Genomic DNA, 25,097 nt, shown 5'->3' on the forward strand with positions numbered 1-25,097 from the left:
AGAAGGGCGGGGGGAGCGGGAGGCAGAGGGGAGGGGAGAACGGTCCGGTCAGCGGGTGCCGGCCGCGGCGAAGCGGGCGACTTCGGCGACGTTGGTCTTGGTGACGAAGGCCGGGCCCGTCAGGACGGGCGCCGTACCGCCGCCGCTGACATTGCCGTTGGTCTTGTAGAGCCAGAGCGCGTCGACGGCCAAGTAACCTTGCAGGTAAGGCTGTTGGTCGACCGCGAACTGCACGCTGCCGTCGCGGACGGCCGTGACCAGGTCCTTGTTGAGGTCGAAGGTCGCGACCTTGGCCTTGCTGCCGGCCTTGTCGGTGGCCTGTACCGCGGCGAGTGCGAACTGCGCCCCGTTGGCGATGACTTCGTCGATGTCCGGTTCCTGCCGCAGACGTGCCGTCACGGCGGCGGTCATGGCGTTCATGTCCGTCCCGTCGACGTAGAGCATCTCGGTCTCGCCGGTGAACGTCTTCTTCAGGCCCGCGCAGCGCGCCTCCAGGGCGATGTTGCCGCGCTCGTGGATGACGCAGAGGGCGTGCTTGGCGCCGAGGCCGTCGAGCTTGTCGCCGACGGCGCGGCCCGCGACGCTCTCGTCCTGACCGAAGTACTCCAGAAGGCCCGCCGAACGCCAGGCGTCGATACCGGAGTTGAGCCCGACCACGGGTATTCCGGCCGCCTTGGCGCGGGCCACCGGGCTCTTCATCGCCTGCGGTTTGGCGAGGGTCACCGCCAGGCCGTCGACCCGGTCGTTGATCGCGTCCCGCACCAGCTCGGCCTGGCCGGCGGCATCGGAGTCGCTGGCGTAGGTCAGGTCGACGCCGTCCTTGGCGGCCGCTGCCTCGGCGCCCTTGCGCACCAGCTCCCAGAAGTCGTCGCCCTCGGCGCCGTGGGTGATCAGGGTGATCTTGATCCGGTCGCCCGAGCCGCCCGCCGCGTCCGTGTCCGAGCCGGACGACGTGCTGCCCGAGCAGCCGGTCAGCAGGAGGAGGCAGCAGGCTGCGGCCAGGCCGCCGAGGCGTATGAATCCGGAGGGAGCGGAGGGAGCGGAGAAAACGGGGAGGGGGGTGTTCATGGGGGGCTGCACCTCGCTGTGCGGCAGAGCAGGGAGTACGGGGCGAGCGCCGCCGGAGCGAGGGGGTGTGCACCGGCGAGAGGCATTCGTTGGCTCGGAGCCAACCGTGTGTGACCGCTGGGAGTCAAGTGAGCAACCACACGGGTGAGGTGCTGCCGCCGCATCGTGATCCTGAACGGGGCACCAAGGGTCGAAAGCAGCATTCACGCAGCTGAATTGACTGATCGTCAATCCGACGATCCCGCGATGAGGCGTCGTGGGCCGCCGCCCCGTGCATCGCGAGGTCCGCGTCGAGGACGACCTCAGTGCCTGCTGTCACTGCCGCTGCTGTCCTCAGTGCCTGCTGTCGCTGTCGCTGCCGTCCTCGCATTCGCTGTCCCCATGTCTCAACCTTCCGTCCAAGAGGGGACGTCGAGACGAGAAGTGCGCGTGGGCGACGAAACCGGCGGGGCCGGGAGCGCCTGCGGTGCGCAGGTCGTCCCGGCCCCGCCGGTGAGGTGACGTACGGCCGTGAACCAGGCCCGCGCGCGCGGGTCAGGCCCGCGGGACACTCCCCGCAGGTCCGCAGGTCCGCAGGTCCGCAGGTCCGCAGGTCCGCGGGTCCGCAGGTCCGCAGGTCAGGCGGGTTCGCCCGCTCCGGGCAGTGGGCCGTCCTGACGGACCGCCTTGGCCGTTCCGTCCGCCCGGGTCGCCTTGCGCCGCTGCCGACGGCTCTGGCGCGGTTCCTGGTCGGGCAGCCAGCCGAAGGCGAGGCTGCTGCCCACGGCGCCCAGCAGGAGACCGATGACGAAGCCGCCGATGTTGGACGTGACCCAGGTGCCGAGGGACAGCAGGATGGCGATGATCGAGTAGAACAGCCGCTGGGTCGGGTTGAAGATGATCAGCAGACCGCACACCATCATCAGGGTGGGCAGGAGGTAACCCGCCAGGCCCTGCATACCCACATGAAGGATCACCGGGAGCGGCGCCTTCATGGTCACGAGGATCTCGGCGCCGCCCAGGACGAGCAGCACGCCGCCCGCGAAGGGCCGGTGGCCTCTCCATACCCGGAAGCGGTCCCGCCACTGGGTGAAGCTCATTACTTGCAGCCCTCGCCGGAGAAGCTCATCTTCAGTCCCGGCAGCTTGAAGACGGCGGCGGTGGCCGCGTAGTTGTGCTGGTACAGGTTCTTGATGACGACCGTGTCCGCCTGCTGGCCGTAGACGCCCGCGGGGCCCTGGACCGGGACCTTGTCGAAGGTGCTGGAGTCGCGGCCGATCTCGATGTTGTTGAACTCGGCGTCGCCGGAGATCTCGTCGGAGTCGATGGCCAGGTTCTTCACGCTCACCGGGGTGGACCCGCCGCCGGCCCTGAGGACGAGCTGGATGCCGCCGAGGTCGACGCTCTGGCACATGTTGGTGATCTTGCCGTTCTTCACGACCGAGGTGACGACCAGGACCTGGCCGCCGGTGTCGCCCTGGTTGGGGCTGTTCTCGATCATGTTGTCCAGACCGCCGAACTGCGCGAAACCCTCACCGTCGAGCCTGTCGGCGGTGACCACGAACGGCATGCCGGAGATCGCGAACTGCACACCCAGGGCACCCTGCGCGGTCAGGACCGCGAGCCCCGCGGCGACGAGGGTGGCGGGCACCGCCATGACGGCGGCCCGACGCGGCCGGACCCGACCGCGTCTCGTTGTGGAACCGCTTTCGGGGTTCTCTGGAGTGTTGTCGGCGGACGAAGTGACGTCCGGGGACGAGGCCATGTCTGCTCCCATGCACTTGGTCATGCGGGTTGGGCTTCAGTGGCACGTTGTCCTGGCGCGGACAGCGGCTGCCGCGCACACCTCCTCGCGACTCCCGTAAATCGCAAGGGCTTTCTGGTTACGCAGCAGTAGCCGTCGAGGAAGTTACCGATGGTTACACCAGCCGGTCAAGGGAGATGTGGAAAAAGAGTGTTCATTATGTGCCGTCTGCGGGCCGCATCCCCCGAAGGCTTTCGCATATATCTGTCGCACCGTCAACTTTGTTTCAGGGCCTTGACGTTGACGGAGTATCAGGTCTAGAACTCTCCCTGGTTCAGCCGGGATCCGTGGCGCCGGATCCGCAGCGCGGCGACATCGCCGCGCCCCGGACGCTTTTCAGCCAGACGGGCCACTCGGTCCCGAGCTCGATCCCTTTCACGGCACCGGATACGGCCGCTTCCCCCCGCGGGCCGCGACCGGTCGCCCCTCCCCGTCCGGCCCGGCCGGAGTCACTCGCCAGTGCCTTCGGCCGGTCACCGGCGGGCCGCCGTCGCCGGTCCGTCACGTACGGAGAAGGCGTCACGGGCCGGCGACGGCGGACGCCGATCAGCGTCCCCTCCTGTCGCGAACAGCGACGCACCGGTTCACACCCCCCACCGACCAGCCCCTCGCGAGCCCCCCACCGACCGACCCCCTCGCGAGCCCACCCCCACCGGCCGGCCCCTCATGGGCCGACCCCCATGATCAGCGCCTCACGGGTCAACCCCCCACCTGCCACCCGCCGCTGATCACCCCCCCAATGAAGACCCCACTTGAGAAAGAGGCACCCGCATGCGCACTCGCTCCCTCCTCGCCCTCGCAGGTACCGTCGTCGCCCTCTCGCTCACCGCCGTCACCCCGGCCTCCGCGGCCGGAGCGGTGCTGACGACCGCGAACGGCGACGTCGCCGTCGGTGACGTCCTGAACGCCTCCCTCGCCAGCGGTACGTCCGCCACGCTGTACTCCAGCGCGACCGGCACCAGCGGCGTCTCCTGTGCCACGTCCGGGTTCAGCGCCACCGTCACCGACAACCCCACCGCACCCGGCACCGCCACCGAGTCGCTCACCGCGCACACTTTCGGCAACTGCACCGCGAACGTCGTCGGCGTGCTCGGCGTCACGAGCATCACGGTCAACAACCTGTCCTACAACACGAGCGTGGCGTCGAACGGCACGGTCACCGTGACCCCGCCCAGCGGCTCCACCATCCAGACCACGGTCGTGCTGCGCACCCTGCTGGGCAGCATCAACTGCGTCTACCAGGCGCCCAGCCTGACCGGTACGGCGAACAACGCCGACAACAGCATCACCTTCACCGGCCAGCAGTTCACCAAGTCCTCGGGCTCGTCGCTGTGCTTCGCCAACGGCTTCTTCACCGCCAAGTACGCCCCGGTGACCGACGCGGGCGCGGCCGTCACCGTCAACTGAACCCCGTCACGACGACCGAGCACCGTCACGACAACTGAACCGTCACGACAACTGAATACCGTCACGACAACTGAATACCGCCCGTACGGCTGATCGGCCGACGCGCGACAGGGCTCCTCGCCGACGGAGTTCAGCGTCGACGCAGACGTGCGACAAGGGCGGCGCCGCCGGTGAGCACCAGCACCGCCGCGGCGCCGCCCGCCAGCATGGGCGCGGACGGCCCGGAGCCGGAATCGGTGGCCGACGCCACCGGGGTGCTCTCGGGGGCGGCCTCGGTGGCCTCGGCCGGTGCGTCCCCGGACGCGGTGGACGCCGACGGAGCGGCGGAAGGCGAGCCGGGTGTCGTGCTCGCCGCCGCCGCGGGCGTGGCCGGATCGGGCGCCTCGGTCGTCGGGTCGCTCTCCGGCTCGCTCGGTGCGACCGCCGCCGGGAAGACCACGTCCGAGCACGAGTAATAGGTGTCCGGCGTGCTGCTGTTCTGCCAGATCGTGTACAGCATCTGACGTCCCGTCCGGTCGGCCGGCAGCTTCGCCGTGAGGTGGTAGGCGCCGTCCTTCAGCGCCGGGTCCTTGACCTCGACGAACGGCCTCGACGGCAGGTCGGACCAGGTCAGCGGCTTCGACGGGTCGTACCCCGGCTTCGTCAGATACAGCTTGAACGTCCCCGTGTGCGCGATCGTCGAGGCGTACGTCATGCGCAGCGTCCCGCCCGGGGTGAGCCGGGTCGACGGCCAGTCGGCCCGGGCGAGGTCGAGCCCCTTGTACGCGGACAGCCCGCCGCTGCACAACCGTCCGTCGGGAATGGTCTGCCGGTCACGGCCGTTCACGTTCGCCACCCGCAGGTTGTCCCACGCGGCGAAGGACGTGCCGTTGGCGTCGACCGCCGCCCGGCAGGCCGCGGTGCGCGCGTCGGATCCGCCTTCGGGGGAGCAGGCGAACACCCGGCTGACCGGGTCCGTGGGGGCGCCGTGCGCCTGGGCCGGCCCGGCGGCCCACAGGCCCAGCAGGAACGGGCTCACGGCGGCGGCCGCCAGAGCTGCGGTGCGGTGTGCGGTGGTGCGGGGCATCGGGGACGTCTCCTCGGCCGGCGCGGGAACGGTCTGCTGTGAGTACGGGAATCCGGTCCGGCGCGTTCAGTGCGCCTCTCGGCGGGTTCCGTGCCGTACGGACGCGGTCGAATCGGGCGTTCGATGACCATTCGGCGCCGTCGAGGGTGGGTTTTCGGCCGGATCGAGGGTTTCCCCTGTATCCGGATGACTGATCCTTTGCCTATCGTTCCTGCACAGCCGACCCACAGGTAACCCCGACGGGGTCGGTCCCCGCGCCTGGCCGGCCTTTCGCGCTGCTCTTCGATGAACCCCCCGCCGCTTCCCCGTCGAAGCGAATCGACCGCCGCTCCGCCCTGTCCGGAGTCGGTTACGAAAGGCACGCCCTTGCGCACCTCACCCGCCCTGAGGCGGAAGCTCATATCCGTCGCCGCGCTCTCCGCGGCCCTGCTCACCGCCGCGTCGACCGCTTCGGCCGTCGCCGTCCAGGAAGCCGTTCCCCAGGGTTCCGCCGTCCCCGCCGTCCCCGCGGCTCAGACCGAGGCCGCGCCCGGCACCCCGGCCGAGCGCCTCATCGTCGGTTACAAGAGCGGTTCCGCCGAGGCCGGTTCGAACCCGGCCGCCGAGGCCGACGCCGCGGCCAAGGGCCGAAAGACCGGCGAGGACGTCGACTTCCAGCGCCGGCTCGGCACCGGCGCCGCCCTGGTCGACCTGGGTGACGACCTCACGCAGGCGGACGTCGCCGACGTCGTCGCCCAGTACCGGGCGGACCCGCAGGTCGCCTATGTCGTCCCGGACCGGCTGAACAAGCCGAAGGCCGACCCCAACGACTCCGAGTACACCAAGCAGTGGGACCTCTTCGAGGCCACCGCGGGTATGAACGTGCCGGGCGCCTGGGCGACCTCGACGGGCACCGGTGTCACCGTCGCCGTCATCGACACCGGTTACGTCGCGCACAGCGACCTCGCCGCGAACATCGTCGGCGGCTACGACTTCATCGCCGACACCGCGGTCTCCGTGGACGGCGACGGCCGTGACGGCAACCCGGCCGATCCGGGCGACCACTACGCCGCCAACGAGTGCGGCTCCGGCGTCCCGGCGAGCAACTCCTCCTGGCACGGCACCCATGTGGCCGGCACCATCGCCGCCGTCACGAACAACAGCAAGGGTGTCGCGGGCATCGCGTACGGCGCGAGGATCTCCCCGGTGCGGGTGCTCGGCAAGTGCGGCGGCTACGACTCCGACATCATCGACGCCATCACCTGGGCGTCCGGCGGTACCGTTTCCGGTGTTCCCGCCAACTCCAACGTCGCCAAGGTCATCAACATGAGCCTCGGCGGCGACGGGGCCTGCACCTCGGCGACCCAGAGCGCGATCACCGCCGCCGTGAACCGGGGAACGACGGTCGTGGTGGCGGCCGGCAACGAGAGCGACAACGTCGCGAACCACTCGCCGGGCAACTGCGCCGACGTCATCTCGGTCGCGGCGACCAACCGCACCGGCGCCAAGGCGTCCTACTCCAACTACGGTTCCCTCGTGGACATCTCGGCGCCCGGCGGCCAGACCAGCACCGGCACCGCGAACGGCATCCTGTCCACCCTGAACTCCGGGACCAAGACGCCGTCCAGCGAGTCTTACGCCTACTACCAGGGCACCAGCATGGCCACCCCGCACATCGCGGGCCTGGTCGCGCTCGTCAAGTCGGCCGACTCCGCGCTGACCCCGGCGCAGATCGAGACGGCCATCAAGAACAACGCCCGTGCCCTGCCCGGCGCATGCTCCGGCGGCTGCGGCGCGGGTCTGGCGGACGCGGCCAGGACGGTGCAGGCGGTGAGCGGCTCCGGCGGCTCCACGGGGGGCACCACCTTCTCCAACACCACCGCGGTCGCGATCCCGGACAACGGATCCGCCGTCGAGTCCCCGATCACCGTCAGCGGCCGCACGGGCAACGCCCCGACCGCACTTCAGGTCGGCGTCGACATCACCCACACCTACCGCGGCGACCTGGTGATCGACCTCGTGGCGCCGGACGGCACCGCCTACCGGCTGAAGTCGGCCAGCTCCTCGGACTCCACGGACAACGTCAGCACCACCTACTCGGTGAACGCCTCCGCCGAGACCGCCAACGGCACCTGGAGACTGCGTGTCCAGGACACCGCGGCGCAGGACACCGGCAAGATCAACAGCTGGAAGCTGACCTTCTGAGGAGATCCGTTCCTCGCTGCCTGCGACGAACGAACGAACGAACGGGCGGGCGGGCCGGCCGGTGTCCACACCGGCCGGCCCGCCCGTTGTCTGCCGCTGCCTGTTGCCGCACATTCCGTTTCCGCCTGTCACCCGTGCTGTCGCGGGCCTGGGCGGCGCCGCGAAGTTCCCCTCGGCGGCCACGAGTTGGCTGTGGATTTTCGCGTCGTTTCCATGAAAAACAAACCGGTCACCTCGCTCCGGAACATCGCCCGAAGGGTCTGTTCCACAAGGTGCCGTGAGAACCTCGGTATGCGGTGACACGTGTCGCTCGGGCGTTCCGCCAACCTGTTCTTCGGAGGCCCGCAAGCGGAAACCGCGCACCCCGTCTCTTTTGGTTCCGGCTCGACTATGCCGCCGGTACGTTCTCTGTGGCAGGCTTCCGGTAGTCGGCCAGCGGCGGCGCGCAAGTCCGGGCAGTACGGCGGGCGTCGGCGGTCCGCACTCCCATGGCCCATACAGTCGTACCGTGAGCTATTGTGTACGGGGGGTAAGAAAAAACGGCATGACCCGTTCGTTACCGGCCCGGGAGAGTACCAGTCGATGGCGAGGCAGTTACGCGCCGAACAGACCCGCACGACGATCATCACGGCCGCCGCCGACCTGTTCGACCGGCACGGCTACGAGTCGACAAGCCTCAGTGACATCGTCGCGCACGCCCATGTCACCAAGGGCGCCCTCTACTTCCACTTCGCGGCGAAGGAGGATCTGGCCCACGCCATCATGGAGTTGCAGTCCTCGGCCTCGCGCAGGATCGCCGGCGAGATCGACGACCGCGGCTACGCCTCCCTCGAAGCGCTGATGCGCCTGACGTTCGCCCTGACGCGACTGTCGGTGGAGGGGCCGATCCCCCGGGCCGGCCTGCGGCTCGCCACGGGGGGAGTGGCGGTACGGCCGCCCTTGTCGCATCCCTTCGTGGAATTGCTGGACCTGATCTCCCGGCGGCTCGGCGGCGCGCTCAAGGAGTCCGACATCCACCCGGACGTCGACGTCGACGCCGTCGCGCACTCCCTGGTCTGCTTCTTCGTCGGCACCCGAGTCGTCGGCCGGTCCCGTGAACCCGCCGGTCGGCTGCCCCGCCGGATGGCCGAGATGTGGCACGTCCTCATCCGCGGCCTGGTGCCGGTGCCCCGTCGGCCGCGGTATCTCAGCCTGGCGGCACGGCTGGAGAGGGAGATCATGGCGGTGGTGTGAGGGGTGCGGGGCGCGCGGTCGTGGTGCGGGTGACGTTCGGCCCCGGCGCCGCGCCCCCGGGATACGGTGAGCCGTATGTCCGACACCTCCGCGCCGCCCGTGATCCTCGGCGACGAGCCCGGCTCGTTCCCGCACAGTGTCCTGGCCGAACGGCATCCGGCGATCATCGAGCAGGTCCGGGAGGCGTTCCCCTACGGCCCCGACATCCAACGGCGCCTGGACGCGCTGCTCGACAACTGCGCCAAGGGCGTGATCGAACCGCTTCCCGCCGACGCGCCCGACCGGGACCGGTGGCGGACCTGGGGTCTCGACGCGTACATCGGACGATCCTGGTTCGAGGTTCCCTGGCTGTGGTCCGAAAGCTACTTCTACCGCCAACTCCTCGACGCGGTCGGCTACTTCGTGAGCGGTGCCTGGCAGGGCATCGACCCGTTCCGCCCCTTCAAGCTCGCCGAGCTCGACGCACCCGAGACCGACGAGGAGTTGGCCGTGCTCGACGCCCTGGAGGGCCGCCCGGTCGACGAGCGGGCCCGCGCCCTGCTGCACGGGTCGCTCTGGGGCAACCGCGCCGACCTCGGTTTCCGGCTGTCCGACGTCGAGGCGGAGAAGCGCGCCGCCGTCACGGGACTGGTCGCCGACGACAGCGAGACGCTGTGGTCGCTGCTGCCGCCCTCGGGTACGGGGACGGGCGCGGAAACCGGTGGCGAAAGCGCCCTCCGGGTCGGCACAGGCACAGGCACCGGCGCAGGAACAGGGACAGGTACCGGTTCCGGTACCACCGGAACCCCCGCCCGCACCCTCTGCCTGGTCGCCGACAACGCGGGACGGGAACTGATCCCCGATCTCCTTCTCGCCGGACACCTCCTCGCGCACGGGCGCTGCGGCCGTGTCGTGTTTCACGTCAAGCCGTATCCGTACTACGTCTCCGACGCCACCACGGCCGACGTCGTCGACGCGCTCAGGAAGCTGAAGGTCGCGCGGGGAGTGGCCGCCGAGCACGGCCGGAGGCTCTGGGCGGCGATGACCGACGGCACCCTCACGGTGCGCGCCCATCCCTTCTCCGCCGCCCCGCTGCCCTACGCCGCGATGCCGGACGACCTGCGGGCCGAGTTCGCGGCTGCCGCCCTGACGATCGTGAAGGGCGATCTCAACTACCGTCGCCTGGTGGGCGACAGCCGGTGGGACCCGACCACCTCGTTCGCCGAGGTGACCGCCGGCTTCCCCGGTCCGGTCGCGGCCCTGCGCACCCTCAAGTCCGAGGTGATCACGGGCCTGGCGCCCGATACCGAGGCCGCTCTGGTCGCCGCCGAGGGGCAGCGCTGGCGCACCGGCGGAACGCACGCGCTGATCCAGGTACGGGAGTGACGCCAGGGGGCAGCCGCACGGCGAGGTCGGCGCGCACGGCGATCGCCCCGCGATGCCGTGGCGCACGGCGGCTCGGCGGGGAACGGGCACCGAACTGCCGGGCGAAGGGGGCCGGAGCACCGGCCTGAGACATCCATGTCCACGGCGCCGTACGACGACGACCGGGCAGGTGGTGCGGGCGGCCTGCCGACGGGTGGCCCAAGTCCCCTACTGTTCAGGGCTTTCCGCCCGATTCACGCGATGGTGTGATCATGTGTGGCCCCGCGGATGACGGCGCGGACCCCCGGGTAGGGCCCGGCCATGACGCAACCGTTCGAACTCCCGCACTTCTACATGCCGCATCCCGCGCGCCTGAACCCGCACGTCGAGGAGGCGCGGACCCACTCGACGCAGTGGGCGCGCGACATGGGCATGCTGGAGGGGTCGGGGATCTGGGACCAGGCGGACCTTGAGGCGCACGACTACGGTCTGCTCTGCGCCTACACCCACCCCGACTGTGACGGTCCCGCGCTGTCGCTGATCACCGACTGGTACGTGTGGGTGTTCTTCTTCGACGATCACTTCCTCGACATGTTCAAGCGCACGCCGGACCGGGCCGCGGGCAAGGCACACCTGGACCGGCTGCCGCTGTTCATGCCGCTGGACCTGTCGACCCCCGTGCCCGAGCCGCGCAATCCGGTCGAGGCGGGCCTCGCCGACCTGTGGAGGCGCACGGTGCCGGCCATGTCGCAGGACTGGCGACGCCGTTTCGCCGTGGCGACCGAGCACCTGCTCAACGAGTCGATGTGGGAGCTGTCCAACATCAACGAGGGGCGGATCGCCAACCCCGTCGAGTACATCGAGATGCGGCGCAAGGTGGGCGGCGCGCCCTGGTCGGCGGGGCTCGTGGAATACGCGACCGCCGAGGTCCCGGCCGCCGTCGCCGGGTCGAGGCCGCTCCGGGTGCTGATGGAGACGTTCTCCGACGCCGTGCACCTGCGCAACGACCTGTTCTCCTACCAGCGGGAGGTGGAGGACGAGGGCGAGAACAGCAACGGCGTGCTCGTGCTGGAGACGTTCTTCGGCTGCACCACCCAGGAGGCCGCCGACACCGTCAACGACATCCTCACCTCCCGCCTCCACCAGTTCGAGCACACCGCGTTCACCGAAGTGCCCGCCGTGGCCCTGGAGAAGGGGCTCACCCCCGACGAGGTGCTCGCGGTCGCCGCGTACACCAAGGGCCTTCAGGACTGGCAGTCCGGCGGCCACGAATGGCACCTGCGCTCCAGCCGCTACATGAACCAGGGCGCCACCTCCGCGGCGCCCTGGCAGAAGCTGACCGGCCCGGGCACCTCCGCCGCCGACGTGGGCGCGCTGCTCGCCTCGGCCGCCGCCGAGCGCTTGCGGGCGTACGCGCACGTGCCGCACCAGAAGGTCGGCCCGTCGCTGCTGCCCGACTTCCACATGCCCTTCCAGCTGGAGCTGAGCCCGCACCTGGAGGCGTGCCGCCCGCGGCTCACGGCCTGGACGCACCGGATGGGCATGCTGGAGGAAGGTGTCTGGGACGAGGACAAACTCGCCGCCTACGACCTCCCGTTGTGCTCGGCGGGGCTCGACCCGGACGCCACCGCCGAGGCGCTCGACCTCAGTGCCCGCTGGCTCGCCTGGGGCACCTACGGGGACGACTACTACCCGCTGGTCTACGGCGCGCGTCGTGACCTGGCCGCCGCCCGGCTGACCACGGCCCGGCTGTCCGCCTGTATGCCCGTGGACGGCGAGGAGGCGCCCGTCGTCCCGGTCAACGCCATGGAGCGCGGGCTGAGCGACCTGTGGGCGCACACCACCGCCGACATGACCCCCGACCAGCGACGCACCCTGCGCGAGGCGGTCGACGTCATGACCGAGAGCTGGGTGTGGGAGCTGTCCAACCAGCTCCAGAACCGGATTCCCGACCCGGTCGACTACCTGGAGATGCGCCGTGCCACCTTCGGCTCGGACCTCACGCTGAGCCTGTGCCGCATGGGCCAGGGCCCCGCCGTCCCGCCGGAGGTCTACCGCAGCGGTGTCGTCCGCTCGCTGGAGAACGCCGCGGTGGACTACGCGTGCCTCACCAACGACGTCTTCTCGTACCAGAAGGAGATCGAGTACGAGGGCGAGATGCACAACGCGATCCTCGTCGTGCAGTCCTTCTTCGGCTGCGACTACCCGACCGCACTGGGCATCGTCCACGACCTGATGACCCAGCGCATGCAGCAGTTCGAGCATGTCGCCGCGCACGAACTGCCGCTCCTCTACGACGACTTCGACCTGTCGCCCGAGGCGCGCGAGGCCATGGGGCACTACGTCGGTGACCTGCGGAACTGGCTGGCCGGCATCCTGCACTGGCACCGCGAGGTCGACCGCTACAAGTCCGCGTACCTGGCCCGCCGCACCCACGGCTTCCTGCCGGACCTCGCCCCGCCGGCGCCCCTGCCTCACCTGTCGGTCTCCCTGCCCTCCTACGGCTGAGGCTCCTTGCGGGAGGCGTGCGCGACCGCGGCTCGCGCCAGCGCCCGCACGATCGGGTGCGGGCGCGAGCCGTCGCCGGACAGCTCCGGCTGGAAGAGGGAGGCCAGGAAGAAGGGATGGCCCGGCAGTTCGGCGAGTCGGACCCGGCCGTCCTCGTCGTGGCCGGAGAAACGCAGGCCGTGGGCGCGCAGGGTGTCGAGGTGGCGGGAGGGGCCGTAGGCGCAGAAGTAGCGCTCGACCGTGCGCTCCGAGCCGATCACCGACTGGGCGAGCGAGTCCGGCTCGATCGTCACGACGCCCTCGTGGCCCACGAGTGAACACGCCAGGGGCTCGATGAGCAGGTCGTCCGCCTCCGGGTCGTTCTCGGCGTGCGCCGCCCGCGTGAGTCCGCAGACGTCACGGGCGTACTCCAGGAGCGCGTGCTGGAAGCCGCCGCAGGTGCCGAGGAACGGGATGCCCTCCTCGCGCGCCGTGCGGATCGCCGACAGCACGCCCGCCTCGCTGCGGTAGGGGCTGCCCGGCACCACCCACACCGCGTCGAATCCGCGCACCGCGCCCTCGGCCTCCGCGTCCTCGGAGGAGATCCAGTACGGGTCGAGGACCAGCCGGTCCCGGGTGGCGAGCGCGTCCACCAGGAGCGGGACGCGGGTGTGCGAGACGACGTTCGGGGAACGGTCGCCGACCAGGGCGATCCGGGCGATCTGAGCGGTGGTGTCGGTCATGCCGTTCATCCTGGGGGCGGCCCGGACTTCACGTCCAACGATGATTCGTGCACCCTCGATAAGCAGAACTGATGCGGGCTGCGACCCTGGGCGCATGGATCCGCATCTGCTGCGCACCTACGTCACGGTCGCGCGTCTCGCCTCCTTCTCCGAGGCGGCCCGGGAACTGGGCTACACCCAGTCCGCCGTCTCCCAGCACATCGCGGCCCTCGAGCAGGACCTCGGCGCTCCGCTGCTCACCCGCCGGCCGGTCCTGCCCACCACGGCGGGCGAGCGGCTGCTCGAACACGCGGGCCCGCTGCTGCTGCGCCAGGAGGCGGCCCGCGCGGACGTCGTCCGGATCGCCTCGGCGCCCGCGCACGGGCTGACCCTGGCCGGCTCCGCCACCGCCCTCGTCCCGGCCGCCCTCACCGCCCTCCCGCCGGCCGGCGTGACGGTGCGGGTGGTCGGCCGTGACGCCGTCTCCGCGGCCGTCGCCGACGCCACGGCCGACGTGGGTCTCGTCGACGGTCTGGCCGCGCCCAGCGACCCGCTCCGGCTGCCCGACGTCGCGCCGCTGACCACGTACGGCGTCGGCGAGGAACCGGTCCGTGTCCTGCTGCCCGCCGGGCATCCCCTGGCCCGGCGCAGCGGTCTGTGCCTCGGTGACCTCGCCGACGCGCGCTGGCTGGACGCCCCGGACGCCGGGCTCCCGCTGCCCCAGCTGCGGGCCGCGAACGGCGGCCACGGCTTCCGCCCCGCCCTGCGCTACGACGGCACCGACCTCCGTGTCCTGACCGCCCTGGTGGCCGCAGGCCACGGCCTCACCCTGCTGCCCCGCTCGATGGCGACCGGTGTGCCGGGCACCGCCGCCGTCCCGGTCACCGGGCCGCGGGTCGTCCACCGGATCGAACTCGTGTACGCGGGCACGCCGTCGGGTGCGGCACGGACCCTGGTGGAGGCGCTCTCCACCCGCCCTGAGGCGCTGTCCACCCGCCCGTGACCTGCGGTGCCGCCGACCGGTACCGCTCCTGACCCTGGGTCAGTCTCACTCGTTCGTGGCTCGTGGCACGCCGGTGCGCCGGGTAGAGCACCAGCCGGAGGCGATCCATGGAACAGACAGCGTTGCGTCCCAAGCCCCTGCCGGGCTCCGAGCCCGCCGGTGGTGCCAGGCCCGCCGGCGGTGCCGGGCCGGACGGCCGGGGCCGCCGCCCGCACGCCGCGCGCCGCCGCGGCCGACGGCTGACGACCCTGCTGTTCGGCCTGGTCACCGGCACCGTCCTGGTCCTGTCCGGCGTCGGACTCGGCACCGTGGGGGCGACCGTGATCGGCATGAGCAGACTGGCCGAGCTCCAGCGGCAGGCGGGTCAGGACGGCCGGGGAGCGCCGGGCGTCGCGACCGTCCCGGGCCTGCCGGGCCCGGCCACGCCGGACGCTTCGTCCGGGGCGCCCGCCGCGTCACGGCGCGAGCCGGGGGCCACCCTCGGCCTGGAGGCCGTGGACGCGCCGAGGGCGGGCGCCGAGATCGTCGCCGTCCACGTGCCCGGCCCCGGACATACGGCCGGCCTGCTCCGCGGTGACGTCCTGCTGAAGTTCGGCGGGACCCGGATCGACTCGGCCATGGACCTCGCCCGGGCGGTCGACGCGGCCCGCCCCGGCGTGGCGATCAAGATGACGGTGCGGCATCACGGCGGCGGATACGACAGGTTGACGGTGATCCCCGGCATCGTCACCTGACCGGGCCCCGGGACGACCGCCCGCACGGCCCGGCACCGCCCCGACCGCCGCCACCACCGGACAGGCCCGCACCGCCCGGCCGGCACCGCCCCGACCGCCGCCACCACCGGACAGGCCCGCACCGCCCGGCCGGAACCGCCCCGGCCGCCGCCACCGGACGAACCACCGTCCGGCCGGCACCGCCCGGGCCGGCGCCACCGCCGGACATGCCCGTACGGCCCGGTCGGCAGCGCCCCGGCCGCCCCCGCCGCCGGACAGGCCACCGGCCGGGCGGGACGCCACCGCGTCGCCGTGAGCGTCGGGCCGACCTTTCCTTGCTCCGGGCCGTCCACGAGGTCGGTTGCTACGGACTCTGCGTGGGGTGCGTCGGGTGGGTGAAGGCCGTCCTGTTCCGGGCCGGGGCGTGCCGCCGCACGGAGCGGGTCTTCGGTGGTGTCCTGCTGCTCCTGGGCCCGAGCACGGCCCCGGACGGCTGCCCCGGGCAGGTCCCCCGCCCGGAACCCGTACCGATCGGCTCGCGCGACCTCCGCCGTACGGGCAGGATGCTGCCCGTACGGCCTTCACGTCAGCGTCACCCCGTCCGTCACACGTCAGCCGCCACGTCCTTTCTGGGAGGCCAGGATGACCGGCACCGCCACCGGGTCCTTCACCGCCGACGACTACCGGACCCGCATGGAGCGCGCCGCGCGCCAGGCCGCCGACGCCGGACTCGCCGGACTGCTCGTGGCGCCCGGACCCGACCTCGTATGGCTCACCGGGTACGCGCCCACCGCCGTCACCGAACGGCTCACCCTGCTCGTCCTCGCCCCCGGCCGGGACCCCGTCCTCGTGGTGCCGACGCTGGAGGCCCCCGACGCCGCGAAGGCGGTCGGCGCCCCGGCGCTCACCCTGCGGGACTGGACCGACGGCAAGGACCCCTACGCGGCCACCGCCGGCCTCGTCGACAAGGGCGGCCGGTTCGGGATCAGCGACAACGCCTGGGCGATGCACCTGCTGGGCCTCCAGAACGCCCTGCCCGCCACCTCCTACGCCTCGCTCACCGAGGTCCTGCCGATGTTGCGCGCCGTCAAGGACGCGACGGAGCTGGAGCTGATGGCGGCCGCCGGAGCTGCCGCGGACGCGACGTTCGAGGAGATCCGGAAGGTCCCCTTCGCCGGGCGCCGGGAGACCGAGGTCGGCGCCGACCTCGCCGCCCTGCTGCGCCGGCACGGGCACTCCCAGGTCGACTTCACGATCGTCGCCTCCGGGCCGAACGGCGCCAACCCGCACCACGAGGTCGGCGACCGGGTCATCGAGCACGGCGACATGGTCGTCCTGGACTTCGGCGGCCTCAAGGACGGCTACGGCTCCGACACCTCCCGCACCGTGCACGTCGGGGAGCCCACCGACGAGGAGCGCCGGGTCCACGACCTCGTGCGCGCGGCCCAGGAGGCGGGCTTCCGGGCGGTCCGGCCGGGCGTCGCCTGCCAGGAGGTCGACCGGGCCGCCCGCGCGGTCATCGCGGATGCCGGCTACGGCGAGTACTTCATCCACCGCACCGGCCACGGCATCGGCGTCACCACCCACGAGCCGCCCTACATGATCGAGGGCGAGGAACGACCCCTCGTGCCCGGCATGTGCTTCTCCGTCGAGCCCGGGGTCTATCTGCCGGGCCGGTTCGGTGTGCGTATCGAGGACATCGTCACCGTCACCGAGGACGGCGGCCGCCGTCTCAACGACACCACCCGCGAGTTGGTCATGGTGGACTGACCGACCCAGGAGTCCCGGCACCCATCCGAACGGCAGCGTCGCGACCATGACCCAGGCACCGACACCCACCGCGGACACCGTCCGCCGACTGGTCCGCTCGCTCCTCGACGAGGGCGGCACGAGCGGCCCGGGGCCGGAGGTACGCCCCGTCGCCGAGGGCGACGCGCCCGCCACCTGGTGGGTGGGCACCCGTCATGTGCTGCGCCTCGCGACGGACCGTGAGACGACCCTGCGCCGCCGCCGGGAGCTGCGGCTGCGCGATCTCGTCCGCCCGCACGTCCCGGTCGCCGTGCCCACCAGCGTCGCGCACGGCGAGTGGTCGCCCGGGCTGGCGTACACCCTCGACACCAAGGTGCCCGGCGGCACCGCCGAGGAGCACGACGTGTCGGCCGTCGGCGAGGCCGACCTCGCCGGACTGCTCCGGGGGCTGCGCGAGGTGCCGGCCCGCCAGGCCGAGGCGCTCGGGGTGCCGCGCACCGCCCCGCGCTCCCTGGAGGCGCTGCGCCGGATGGCCGTGGCCGCAGCCCAACGCCTCGCCCGTGCCGACGAGTTCGACCCGTCCCGTCTGCACCAGCTCACCCCGCCCGGCGCGGCGCAGCTCGCCGCCCAGCCCGGCACCGCCGTCCTCGTCCACCACGCCCTGCGGGGCGAGCACCTCGTGGTGAGCGCCGACGGCCGGGTGCGCGGTGTCCTCGACTGGACCGGCGCGGTCCTCGGGGATCCCGCCGAGGACATCGCGGGCCTCGCCCTCGCCGTCGGCTCCGGCGCGGCCGTCCGCGCCGCCACCCTCGCCGGTTACGGAGCCCGCCCCTGTCTGCGCGGCCTGTGGCTCGCCCGCTGCGACACCGTCGTCCGCCTCGCGGAGCGCCTCGACGGCCGTACCGGCGGCCGTACGGCCGGGCGCACCACCGGCAGCACCACGGGCCGCACCACCGGCCCACGGGACGCCGAGGAGCTGACCCTGCCCCGGGTCCAGCTGGCACGGGCCTGGGAGGCCATCCTGCTGGAGCGGGTGACGGAGTTCCGCGAGGACGGGGAGGACCCGGAGACCGGGGAGGACCCGGAGACCGGGGAGGACCCGGAGACCGGGGAGGACAGGGAAGGCGGGGCGGGCGGGACGGACGGAGTGGGGTGACGCAGAGGGGCGGGCCCGGGGTCTCCCACCGGGCCGTCCCGACGGGTGTCCCTCAGTCCTGCTCCAGTACCACGCACGACTCGCCCGGCACGTGCAGCAGCCCGTCCCGGCCCGGAACGTCCACCGGATCCCAGGTGAGGAGGACGCGGGCCGGACGCGGGCCCAGGGGGATCGCGGCCGGCTCCTTGCCGAGGTTGACGGCCACCAGGACGTCACCGCGCCGGAACGCCAGCCAGTGGGCCTGCGGGTCGTGGGCGACCTTGATGTCGGCCAGATCCGGATCGGTGAGGTCGGCGGTCGCGTGCCGCAGCGCGATCAGCTCGCGGTACCAGGCCAGCACGCGCGCGTGCGGCTCGCGCTCCGGCTCGGACCAGTCCAGGCACGAGCGCTCGCGCGTCGCCGGGTCCTGCGGGTCGGGCACGTCCTCCTCGGCCCAGCCGTGCGCCGCGAACTCCCGCCGCCGACCCCGCCGTACGGCCTCGGCGAGCTCCGGGTCGGTGTGGTCGGTGAAGTACTGCCACGGTGTGCCCGCCGCCCACTCCTCGCCCATGAAGAGCATCGGCGTGAACGGCGCGGTCAGCGTCAGCGCCGCCGCGCAGGCCAGCAGACCGGGGGAGAGGGACGCCGACAGCCGGTCGCCCTGGGCGCGGTTGCCGATCTGGTCGTGGGTCTGGCCGTACCCGAGGAGCCGGTGCGCGGGCAGCCGGGCGCGGTCCAGCGGGCGGCCGTGACGTCGGCCACGGAAGTCCGAGTAGGTGCCGTCGTGGAAGAAGCCGCCGGTGAGGGTCTTGGCGAGCGCCGCGAACGGGTCGCGCGCGAAGTCGGCGTAGTAGCCCTGCGACTCACCGGTGAGCGCGGTGTGCAGAGCGTGGTGGAAGTCGTCGTTCCACTGCGCGTGCAGACCCAGACCGCCGGCCCGGCGGGGGGTGATCAGCCGCGGGTCGTTCAGATCGGACTCGGCGATCAGGAACAGCGGGCGCCCGGTCTCCTCGGCGAGGGCGTCCACCGCCGCCGACAGCTCCTCCAGGAAGTGACACGCGCGCGTGTCGGCCAGCGCGTGCACCGCGTCCAGCCGCAGCCCGTCGAGCCGGTAGTCGCGCAGCCAGGCCAGCGCGCTGCCCAGCAGATAGGCGCGCACCTCGTCCGAACCGGGCGCGTCCAGGTTGATGGCGGCGCCCCACGGCGTGTGGTGTGTCTGTGTGAAGTACGGGCCGAACTCCGGCAGGTAGTTGCCGGACGGTCCCAGATGGTTGTGCACGACGTCCAGGACGACGCCCAGCCCGAGCGCGTGCGCCCGGTCGACGAACCGCTTCAGCGCCTCGGGACCGCCGTACGGTTCGTGCACCGCCCACGGCGACACCCCGTCGTAGCCCCAGCCGTGCCGGCCGGGAAACGCGCACAGCGGCATCAACTCGACGTGTGTGATACCGAGTTCGGCGAGATGCTCCAAGCGCCCCGCGGCCGCGTCCAGGGTGCCCTCGGGCGTGTACGTGCCCACGTGCAGCTCGTACAGGACCGCGCCCGGCAGCGGTCGGCCCGGCCACGGTGTACGCCACGCGTAGCGGGCCTGGTCGACGACCGCGCTCAGCCCGTCCGGGCCGTCCGGCTGACGGCGCGAGCGGGGGTCGGGGCGGACGGGGCCGTCGTCCACCGCGAAGCCGTACCGCGAGCCGTCCGCGGCCTCCGCCTCCCCGGTCCACCACCCCGTCCGCTCCGGATCGCGCTCCAACGCGCGGGTGATGTCGTCGCACTGGAGCGTCACACGTTCGGCCTGCGGTGCCCACACCTCGAACTGCACGGACGGTTCCCCTTCGTCTGCTCACCGTGATGTAGCGCGTCGGGTCCATCGTGCTCCACCGGAGATCAATCCGCTTTTGGAACACTCCCATTGGCGGCACGCGCGCGGGCCGGGCGTTTTCGCGTCTTCTGGACACCCGGGGCGCGCTGACCGACAATCACCACCGTGACGTCGTCTTTCGAGTTCAACACGTACCCCGCGCGGTTGTCCGACGTGGAGCGCGACCGAGCGCTGAAGGTGCTGCGTGACGGCGTCGCCATGGGGCGGCTGTCGCACGACACGTTCATCCGCCGTATGGAGCTGGCTCTCGTCGCCCGCCGCTCCGACGAGCTCGCCGTCCTCACCGCCGACCTGCCCAGGGAGAGCCGCCTGTCGCGGGTCGTCTTCGGCAGCGTCGAGGCGGTCTCCGGGTTCACCGTCCGGCTGCGCAGGGCCTGGCAGGCCGAGCGGCTGCCCAAACTGCTGCTGCCGCACCCCGGCACCGAGAGCGCGCTGCGCATCGGCCGCGACCCGGCGAGCGGCCTCAGGCTGACCCACGAGAGCGTCTCCCGGGTGCACGCCGAACTCAGGCGCCAGGGCGGGATGTGGGTGCTGCGCGACCTCGGCTCCACCAACGGCACCACGGTCAACGGGCGTCGTGTCATCGGCGCGGCCGTGGTCCGCGAGGGCGACCAGGTCGCCTTCGGCCGCATGGCGTTCCGCCTCTCGGTGAACTGACCGGCCGGACCTCCCCGCCGGACCTCCCCGCCGAGTCCACGCGCCGAGCCCACGCGCCGAGGCGGCCCACCGAGGCGGCCCACCGAGCCGGTCCTCCGGAGTGGCTGCCGAACCGGCCTGACGAACCGGTCCACCGGCCGGGTCGCTTCGCCGCCGGTGCCGCTCGGTCGGTCCCCGGGCCGGACGCGGTCCGTCGAACCATGGGGTTCCGGCGGGTCCCGACGATGCCCCGCGCCCACCCGCGATACCGCCGCCGCCCGCTCAAGTCCCCCCGCCCATCGCGGTGTTGACGAACCCCCGGCCCATGACTCACTGTGCGTACACCAGACACGCCAGGTGAACCGACGGCGCCGCCCCGTGGGAGGTGTGCCCTGCCGCCCCTCCTCCGTTACCCGACCGTGGACGAACTCGCGGCCCGCGCGGCAGCGCTCGCCGTCCGTGGTTCCGGGGACGTCCGGCTGCGTCGCGCCGGGGTCTCACGCGCGGGCTCGCCCCTGTGGCTGCTCTCCGTCGGGCGCGGCACCCGCCAGGCCCTCGTCGTCGCCGGGCCGCACGCCAACGAGCCCGTGGGCGGTGCCACCGTCCTGAGGCTGGCCGAGCGCGTCCTCGCCGACCCGCGGCTCACCGTCGGCGCCGACGCCACCTGGAACCTGCTGCTCTGCCTCGACCCCGACGGCCTGCGCCGCAACGAGGGCTGGCTGACCGGCCCCTACAGCCTCGGCCGCTACTTCCGTCACTTCTTCCGCCCCGGCTTCCTGGAGCAGCCCGAGTGGCTGCCCGACGGCGCGGCCGCCGCCGCGCTGCCGGAGACCCGGACGCTGCTCCGTCTCCAGGACGAACTGAAACCCTTCTTCCAGTGCTCGCTGCACGGCGTCGACGTCGGCGGCGCCTTCGTCGAACTCACCCGCGACCTGCCCGGACTCTCCCGGCGCGTCGCCCACACCGCCGCCCGCCTCGGCATCCCCCGCGAACTCGGGCCGTACGACACCCTGTACTGGCCCCGGCTCGGGCCGGCCGTCTACCGGATCCCGCCGCCGCGACCGCGTGATCTCGCCGCCGCCATCACCGAGGCGGCCGTCGAGTCGACCTGGTACCACCCGCACCGGCACGGCACGGTCACCGCGGTAGTGGAGGCGCCCATGTGGGGCGTCGCCGCCATGGAGGACGACTCCCCGCCCGCCGACCGGGACACGGTGCTGCGCGCCGTGAGCGCTGCCCTGAGTCATGACGCACAGTTGCTGGAACGTATCCTCGCGCGGGTGCGGCCCCATCTCGCGAGCACCCCGGACGCGGCCCGTCTGCTCGCCCCGGTCGACGACTACCTACTGATCTGCCCCGGTCTCGCGGCCGCCTGGGACCCCGCCACGGCCGACCCCGCCCGCCCCCTGCCCGCGCTCAGCACCGCCCACCTGACCGCCCTGCGCATCGCGGGGCGCCGGATCGCCGTCCGGACCGCGGGCCTGCTGCACCAGCTGGTCACCGGCACCGGACGCGATCCGGCCGGCGCGCTGCCGGAGCTGGACGGCCTCATCGACGCCTGGTGCGCCGATTACGAGGACGAGTGCGGGGCGCGCTGGATTCCCGTCGCGCGCCAGGCGGAGTACCAGGCACGGGTGGTGCTGGCCGCGTTCGAGCTGGCGGGCCGCCGCGCCGCCGAGCCCGCGGGTGCCCGTTCGGGTGAGTCGGACTGGGGTACACAGCCGGCCGTGCCGATGCATCGGGAATGACGTACTTCCTCAACCGTCGCCGGTCGGCCGAAGCCGTACGGCGCGCGCTCACGGCCGCGGCCGTCCTCCTCCTGACCGTCGGCGCCGCCCCGGCCCTGGCGGCCTCCCACGACGCCCTTCCCGGCAACTGGCTCCAGCTCACCGTCACCCGCGGCGACTCCCGCTCCAGCGACACCCGGGGCACCCTGCTGCTGTGCGACCCGCCCCAGGGCCACTCCCGCGCCGTGGAGGCCTGCGACGTCCTGACACGGGCCGGCGGGGACGTCGGCGCCCTCACCGCGGACGGCAGCCGCATCTGCCCGCTCATGTACGCGCCTGTGACGGTCCGCGCGCAGGGGCAGTGGAACGGGCGCCCGGTCGACTACGAGCGCACCTTCGGCAACGACTGCGAGCGGGAGGCGCTGACGGGGGCGGTGTTCGCCCTCGACGACCAGGAGGTCCCGGAGGTCTGACCGGGCCGGACCGCCGCGGGCACCCGCGCGTGCCCGCGGCCCTGCCCGGCGTCCGGCCCGCCGTCCCGTTCTCCGGGATGTACCGTTGCCCGTCCGCCATGCCGTCCCGTTCGCCCGTCCGCCACGCCTTCCCGTCCGGCGCGCAGCCCGTGATCCCGTTCGCCGCCCGTCCCGATTGTGCGGGCCGATGCGCGAGCCGATGCGCGGGCCGGTGTGCGGGCCGTCAGGCCGCCCGTTCGCGCGCGTGCAGGGCCGCCGCGACGACCGTGCGGGACTGGTGCTCGACCTGGTGCTCCAGGGGCACCCAGCGGGCCCGGAAGCGGTAGGCGAAGGCGTCGCTCCACGTCTCGACGAGCTGCTCCAGGCGCGGGGCGGCATGGTCGTCGCTCTCCTGGAGGACCCGCCACAGCATCGCGGCCGCCCGCAGCGGCAGCCTGCGGGCGAAGGCGTCCACGCTGCCCACGTACGCCATCGTCGTGTCGGCGGGCGGGTTGTCCGTCCAGTCCGCGGCCAGCCCCGGCACCAGCTCCAGCGCCCACTTCGCCGCCCGCAGCAACGGCCCGTCGACGCCCTCCAGACGCGGCAGCGCCTCGAAGAGCACCCGCTCCACCTCCGTGGTGTCGCGCAGCAGGCGTCGTGCCAGCCGCCGCATCGCCGCGGCCGGGGCGGGATGCGGTGCGGGGTCGTCCACCATGTCGCTCGCCCACATGGGCACCTCCACCACCGCGGTCAGGCCGCCGTAGCGATGGGCGTGGTACCAGGTGCTGTGCCGTGCGTCGTCCGGCATGCTCGGGTACGCCGCCTCGACTCCGGCGGCCGGCATCACGTGCACGCCGGGCCCGGACGCGGGCCAGCCCGCCGCGTCGGACGCGCCCGTCTCCACCGGGATGTGCAGCTGGGCCGCCGACTTGACGAACGGCTCGGCGAGACCCGGGATGTCCTTGGTGAGCTGCACCCAGCTGCCGCCCAGGTCGGTGCCGTGCAGCGTCACCTGGAGGTAGGGCCGCAGCTCGTCGATGACCCGGGTCAACGCGCGTGTCTCCGGGGGCAGCCGGTCCGGCGGCAGCACGGCCGGGGACCACTCCGGCTGCTCCGGACCGGCGGGCCGGAAGAAGCCGAGGTGGTACTCCAGCAGGCTGCGCGGCGCCGGGGTGACATGCAGACTCGCTCCGTCGGGGTCCGCGCACAGCAGGAAGTGCCAGGACGTGCCGTCCCGCAACTCCCGTTCCTGCACGACTCGTTCGGCGAGTGCGAGCAGTGTCGAGCCCCCGGTCGGCTCGTTGGCGTGGGCACCCGCGACGACGAGCACGGCCCGCCGGGCGTGCCCCACGGACAGCAGGTGCAGGGGCCGGCCCGCACGGGAGACCCCCACCTGCCGCAGCGCGCACATTCCGGGCTCGTGCGCGGCCAGGGCCCGGACAGAGGACGTCAGTTCGGCCACCGTCGGGTAGCGCAGCTCCGGCAGGAGACTCACCCCCGTATTCGTCCGCCCGGCCTTCGCATCCGCAGTACCCCATGCTCTCCGGGAACTGTCAAGAACGCCTGGGGGGAGCCTCCAGGGGGCGCTCGGATGCGCACGCCGGCGGGTGGTACGGCCGGTCCGCGCTCACGTCTCGCGCGTCCTTTCGGCGCCCGCCGTCCCCGCGGGCGGGGCCGGGGGCCAGGGGAGCTCGGTGAGGAGCGGGACGATCGTCTCCTCCTCGAAGTCGAGATGGGCGTTCAACTCGCGTGTCATGGACTCAAGTTCCGTACGGAACCGCCCGGGATCCGCGATCGCGACACCCTCCAGCAGGGTCACCAGATCGTCCTGGATGCGCGCGACGGTGCGGTGTTCCTCGGTGAGCCGGGTGAAGGTGTCGGCCAGGTGGGGGTGGTGGCGGGCCATGGTGGGGAACAGATGGGCGTCCTCGCCGACGTGGTGGAACCGCAGCGCCTGACAGAACGCCAGGCAGCGCTGCCGGATCTCCAGCCCGAGGCCCGGAGCGGGCGGCTCGCCCGGGCCCTCGTGGGCGGCGCGGGCGGCGAAGTGGGCCTCCGCCTGCGTGGCCACCTGGCGCAACTGCCCACGCAGCCAGGTGTGGACCTCCATGATCTTGTCGGCGAGGGTGCGGATCTCGCGGGGGCCCGCCCAGCCGTCGGGCTCGGCGGGTCGGAGGACGACGGCCGGCCGGGCCCCCTCGGCGGGGACCGCGAGCGCCTCGAAGGTGTCGGTGCCGAGCTCGACCCGCACCATGGGGTGGGCGAGCAGGTCGCGGTACCAGTCGGGACGGTCGGGGGTGGCGGGGTCCGCCCCGACGACCAGGAGCGAGTCGCCGCGGCGGACATAGCAGAGCGGAGTGGTCCGCTCGGTCCCCGGCGTCGCGCCGGTGGTCGTCAGCAGGAGCAGGTCGCCCCCTGCGTGCGTGCCTTCGACCTTCCCGCCGTTGGCGCGGAACTGCTCGATGAGGGAGGCATGGAACGACGTGGACATACGGGTGGGTCTCTCCGG

Annotated in this window: 20 protein-coding genes; 12 read left to right on the forward strand and 8 right to left on the reverse strand. The window is 72.7% G+C overall.

Going from position 1 to position 25,097, the window contains the following annotated elements; all coding sequences use genetic code 11:
* Positions 1–48: 48 nt before the first annotated feature.
* From AOQ37_RS29640 to AOQ37_RS29650, 3 genes are all read right to left on the reverse strand, one after another.
* Positions 49–1,068, reverse strand: a complete 1,020-nt coding sequence (locus tag AOQ37_RS29640) for a substrate-binding domain-containing protein (RefSeq protein WP_062648721.1) — start codon at positions 1,066–1,068, stop codon at positions 49–51.
* Between the two features lie 617 nt (positions 1,069–1,685).
* Positions 1,686–2,147, reverse strand: coding sequence for a DUF6114 domain-containing protein (locus tag AOQ37_RS29645; protein ID WP_062648723.1), 462 nt, complete (start codon positions 2,145–2,147; stop codon positions 1,686–1,688).
* Positions 2,147–2,812, reverse strand: a complete 666-nt coding sequence (locus tag AOQ37_RS29650) for a DUF6230 family protein (protein WP_062648724.1) — start codon at positions 2,810–2,812, stop codon at positions 2,147–2,149. Before AOQ37_RS29650 ends, AOQ37_RS29645 begins: the two co-directional genes overlap by 1 nt.
* Before the next feature lie 810 nt (positions 2,813–3,622).
* Between AOQ37_RS29650 and AOQ37_RS29655 the strand changes: the two genes are divergently transcribed.
* Positions 3,623–4,258 (forward strand): hypothetical protein, encoded by a 636-nt coding sequence (locus AOQ37_RS29655; protein ID WP_062648726.1) that lies wholly within the window; start codon positions 3,623–3,625, stop codon positions 4,256–4,258.
* 130 nt (positions 4,259–4,388) lie between these two features.
* On the opposite strand, the gene AOQ37_RS29660 is transcribed toward AOQ37_RS29655, so the two are convergent.
* Positions 4,389–5,324 (reverse strand): lytic polysaccharide monooxygenase, encoded by a 936-nt coding sequence (locus AOQ37_RS29660; protein WP_062648728.1) that lies wholly within the window; start codon positions 5,322–5,324, stop codon positions 4,389–4,391.
* Between the two features lie 366 nt (positions 5,325–5,690).
* Between AOQ37_RS29660 and AOQ37_RS29665 the strand changes: the two genes are divergently transcribed.
* From AOQ37_RS29665 to cyc2, 4 genes are all read left to right on the forward strand, one after another.
* On the forward strand, positions 5,691–7,508 hold the full coding sequence (locus tag AOQ37_RS29665; protein ID WP_062648730.1) for a S8 family peptidase: 1,818 nt from the start codon (positions 5,691–5,693) through the stop codon (positions 7,506–7,508).
* Positions 7,509–8,090: 582 nt separating this feature from the next.
* On the forward strand, positions 8,091–8,741 hold the full coding sequence (locus AOQ37_RS29670) for a ScbR family autoregulator-binding transcription factor (protein WP_062648732.1): 651 nt from the start codon (positions 8,091–8,093) through the stop codon (positions 8,739–8,741).
* Between the two features lie 75 nt (positions 8,742–8,816).
* Positions 8,817–10,106 carry a damage-control phosphatase ARMT1 family protein gene (locus tag AOQ37_RS29675; protein WP_062648734.1) on the forward strand — a complete coding sequence of 430 codons (1,290 nt, stop codon included), beginning with the start codon at positions 8,817–8,819 and terminating at the stop codon, positions 10,104–10,106.
* A gap of 300 nt (positions 10,107–10,406) precedes the next feature.
* The gene (gene cyc2, locus AOQ37_RS29680; protein ID WP_062648736.1) at positions 10,407–12,593 is read left to right on the forward strand and encodes a germacradienol/geosmin synthase Cyc2; all 2,187 of its coding nucleotides are present in this window, start codon (positions 10,407–10,409) and stop codon (positions 12,591–12,593) included.
* Here cyc2 and AOQ37_RS29685 read toward each other — a convergent pair.
* Positions 12,584–13,315 carry a CTP synthase C-terminal region-related (seleno)protein gene (locus tag AOQ37_RS29685; protein WP_062648738.1) on the reverse strand — a complete coding sequence of 244 codons (732 nt, stop codon included), beginning with the start codon at positions 13,313–13,315 and terminating at the stop codon, positions 12,584–12,586. The genes cyc2 and AOQ37_RS29685 overlap by 10 nt on opposite strands.
* Before the next feature lie 94 nt (positions 13,316–13,409).
* On the opposite strand from AOQ37_RS29685, the gene AOQ37_RS29690 reads away from it, so the two are divergent.
* From AOQ37_RS29690 to AOQ37_RS29705, 4 genes are all read left to right on the forward strand, one after another.
* Complete coding sequence (locus tag AOQ37_RS29690; RefSeq protein WP_062648740.1) at positions 13,410–14,297, forward strand: LysR family transcriptional regulator; 888 nt, start codon at positions 13,410–13,412, stop codon at positions 14,295–14,297.
* Between the two features lie 107 nt (positions 14,298–14,404).
* Entirely contained in the window at positions 14,405–15,031 is a 627-nt protein-coding gene (locus tag AOQ37_RS29695) for a PDZ domain-containing protein (RefSeq protein WP_062648742.1), read from the forward strand.
* A gap of 621 nt (positions 15,032–15,652) precedes the next feature.
* Positions 15,653–16,780, forward strand: coding sequence for an aminopeptidase P family protein (locus AOQ37_RS29700; RefSeq protein ID WP_062648744.1), 1,128 nt, complete (start codon positions 15,653–15,655; stop codon positions 16,778–16,780).
* Between the two features lie 46 nt (positions 16,781–16,826).
* The gene (locus AOQ37_RS29705) at positions 16,827–17,915 is read left to right on the forward strand and encodes an aminoglycoside phosphotransferase family protein (RefSeq protein WP_234437041.1); all 1,089 of its coding nucleotides are present in this window, start codon (positions 16,827–16,829) and stop codon (positions 17,913–17,915) included.
* A gap of 52 nt (positions 17,916–17,967) precedes the next feature.
* Here AOQ37_RS29705 and treZ read toward each other — a convergent pair whose 3' ends face one another.
* Complete coding sequence (gene treZ, locus AOQ37_RS29710) at positions 17,968–19,713, reverse strand: malto-oligosyltrehalose trehalohydrolase (protein WP_062648746.1); 1,746 nt, start codon at positions 19,711–19,713, stop codon at positions 17,968–17,970.
* Positions 19,714–19,878: 165 nt separating this feature from the next.
* Here treZ and AOQ37_RS29715 point away from each other — a divergent pair, with 165 nt between their 5' ends.
* The 3 genes from AOQ37_RS29715 to AOQ37_RS29725 all read left to right on the forward strand — a co-directional run bounded on the left by AOQ37_RS29715 (position 19,879) and on the right by AOQ37_RS29725 (position 22,609).
* Positions 19,879–20,430, forward strand: coding sequence for an FHA domain-containing protein (locus tag AOQ37_RS29715; RefSeq protein ID WP_062648748.1), 552 nt, complete (start codon positions 19,879–19,881; stop codon positions 20,428–20,430).
* A 398-nt stretch (positions 20,431–20,828) separates the two neighbouring features.
* Positions 20,829–22,157: a M14 family zinc carboxypeptidase gene (locus tag AOQ37_RS29720; RefSeq protein WP_199825102.1), complete on the forward strand. Its 1,329-nt coding sequence runs from the start codon at positions 20,829–20,831 to the stop codon at positions 22,155–22,157.
* Positions 22,154–22,609, forward strand: a complete 456-nt coding sequence (locus tag AOQ37_RS29725; RefSeq protein WP_062648752.1) for an SSI family serine proteinase inhibitor — start codon at positions 22,154–22,156, stop codon at positions 22,607–22,609. Before AOQ37_RS29720 ends, AOQ37_RS29725 begins: the two co-directional genes overlap by 4 nt.
* Before the next feature lie 223 nt (positions 22,610–22,832).
* Here the strand turns inward: AOQ37_RS29725 and AOQ37_RS29730 are convergent, their stop codons facing one another.
* Together AOQ37_RS29730 and AOQ37_RS29735 are read right to left on the reverse strand one after the other, a co-directional pair.
* Positions 22,833–24,083 (reverse strand): M14 family zinc carboxypeptidase, encoded by a 1,251-nt coding sequence (locus tag AOQ37_RS29730; RefSeq protein WP_062648754.1) that lies wholly within the window; start codon positions 24,081–24,083, stop codon positions 22,833–22,835.
* Positions 24,084–24,215: 132 nt separating this feature from the next.
* Positions 24,216–25,079, reverse strand: coding sequence for a nitroreductase/quinone reductase family protein (locus AOQ37_RS29735; RefSeq protein WP_062648756.1), 864 nt, complete (start codon positions 25,077–25,079; stop codon positions 24,216–24,218).
* Positions 25,080–25,097 lie beyond the last annotated feature (18 nt).

Origin of the sequence: Streptomyces maremycinicus (genome assembly GCF_001184025.1) — a bacterium.
In the GTDB taxonomy this organism is placed as follows: Bacteria; Actinomycetota; Actinomycetes; order Streptomycetales; family Streptomycetaceae; genus Streptomyces; species Streptomyces maremycinicus.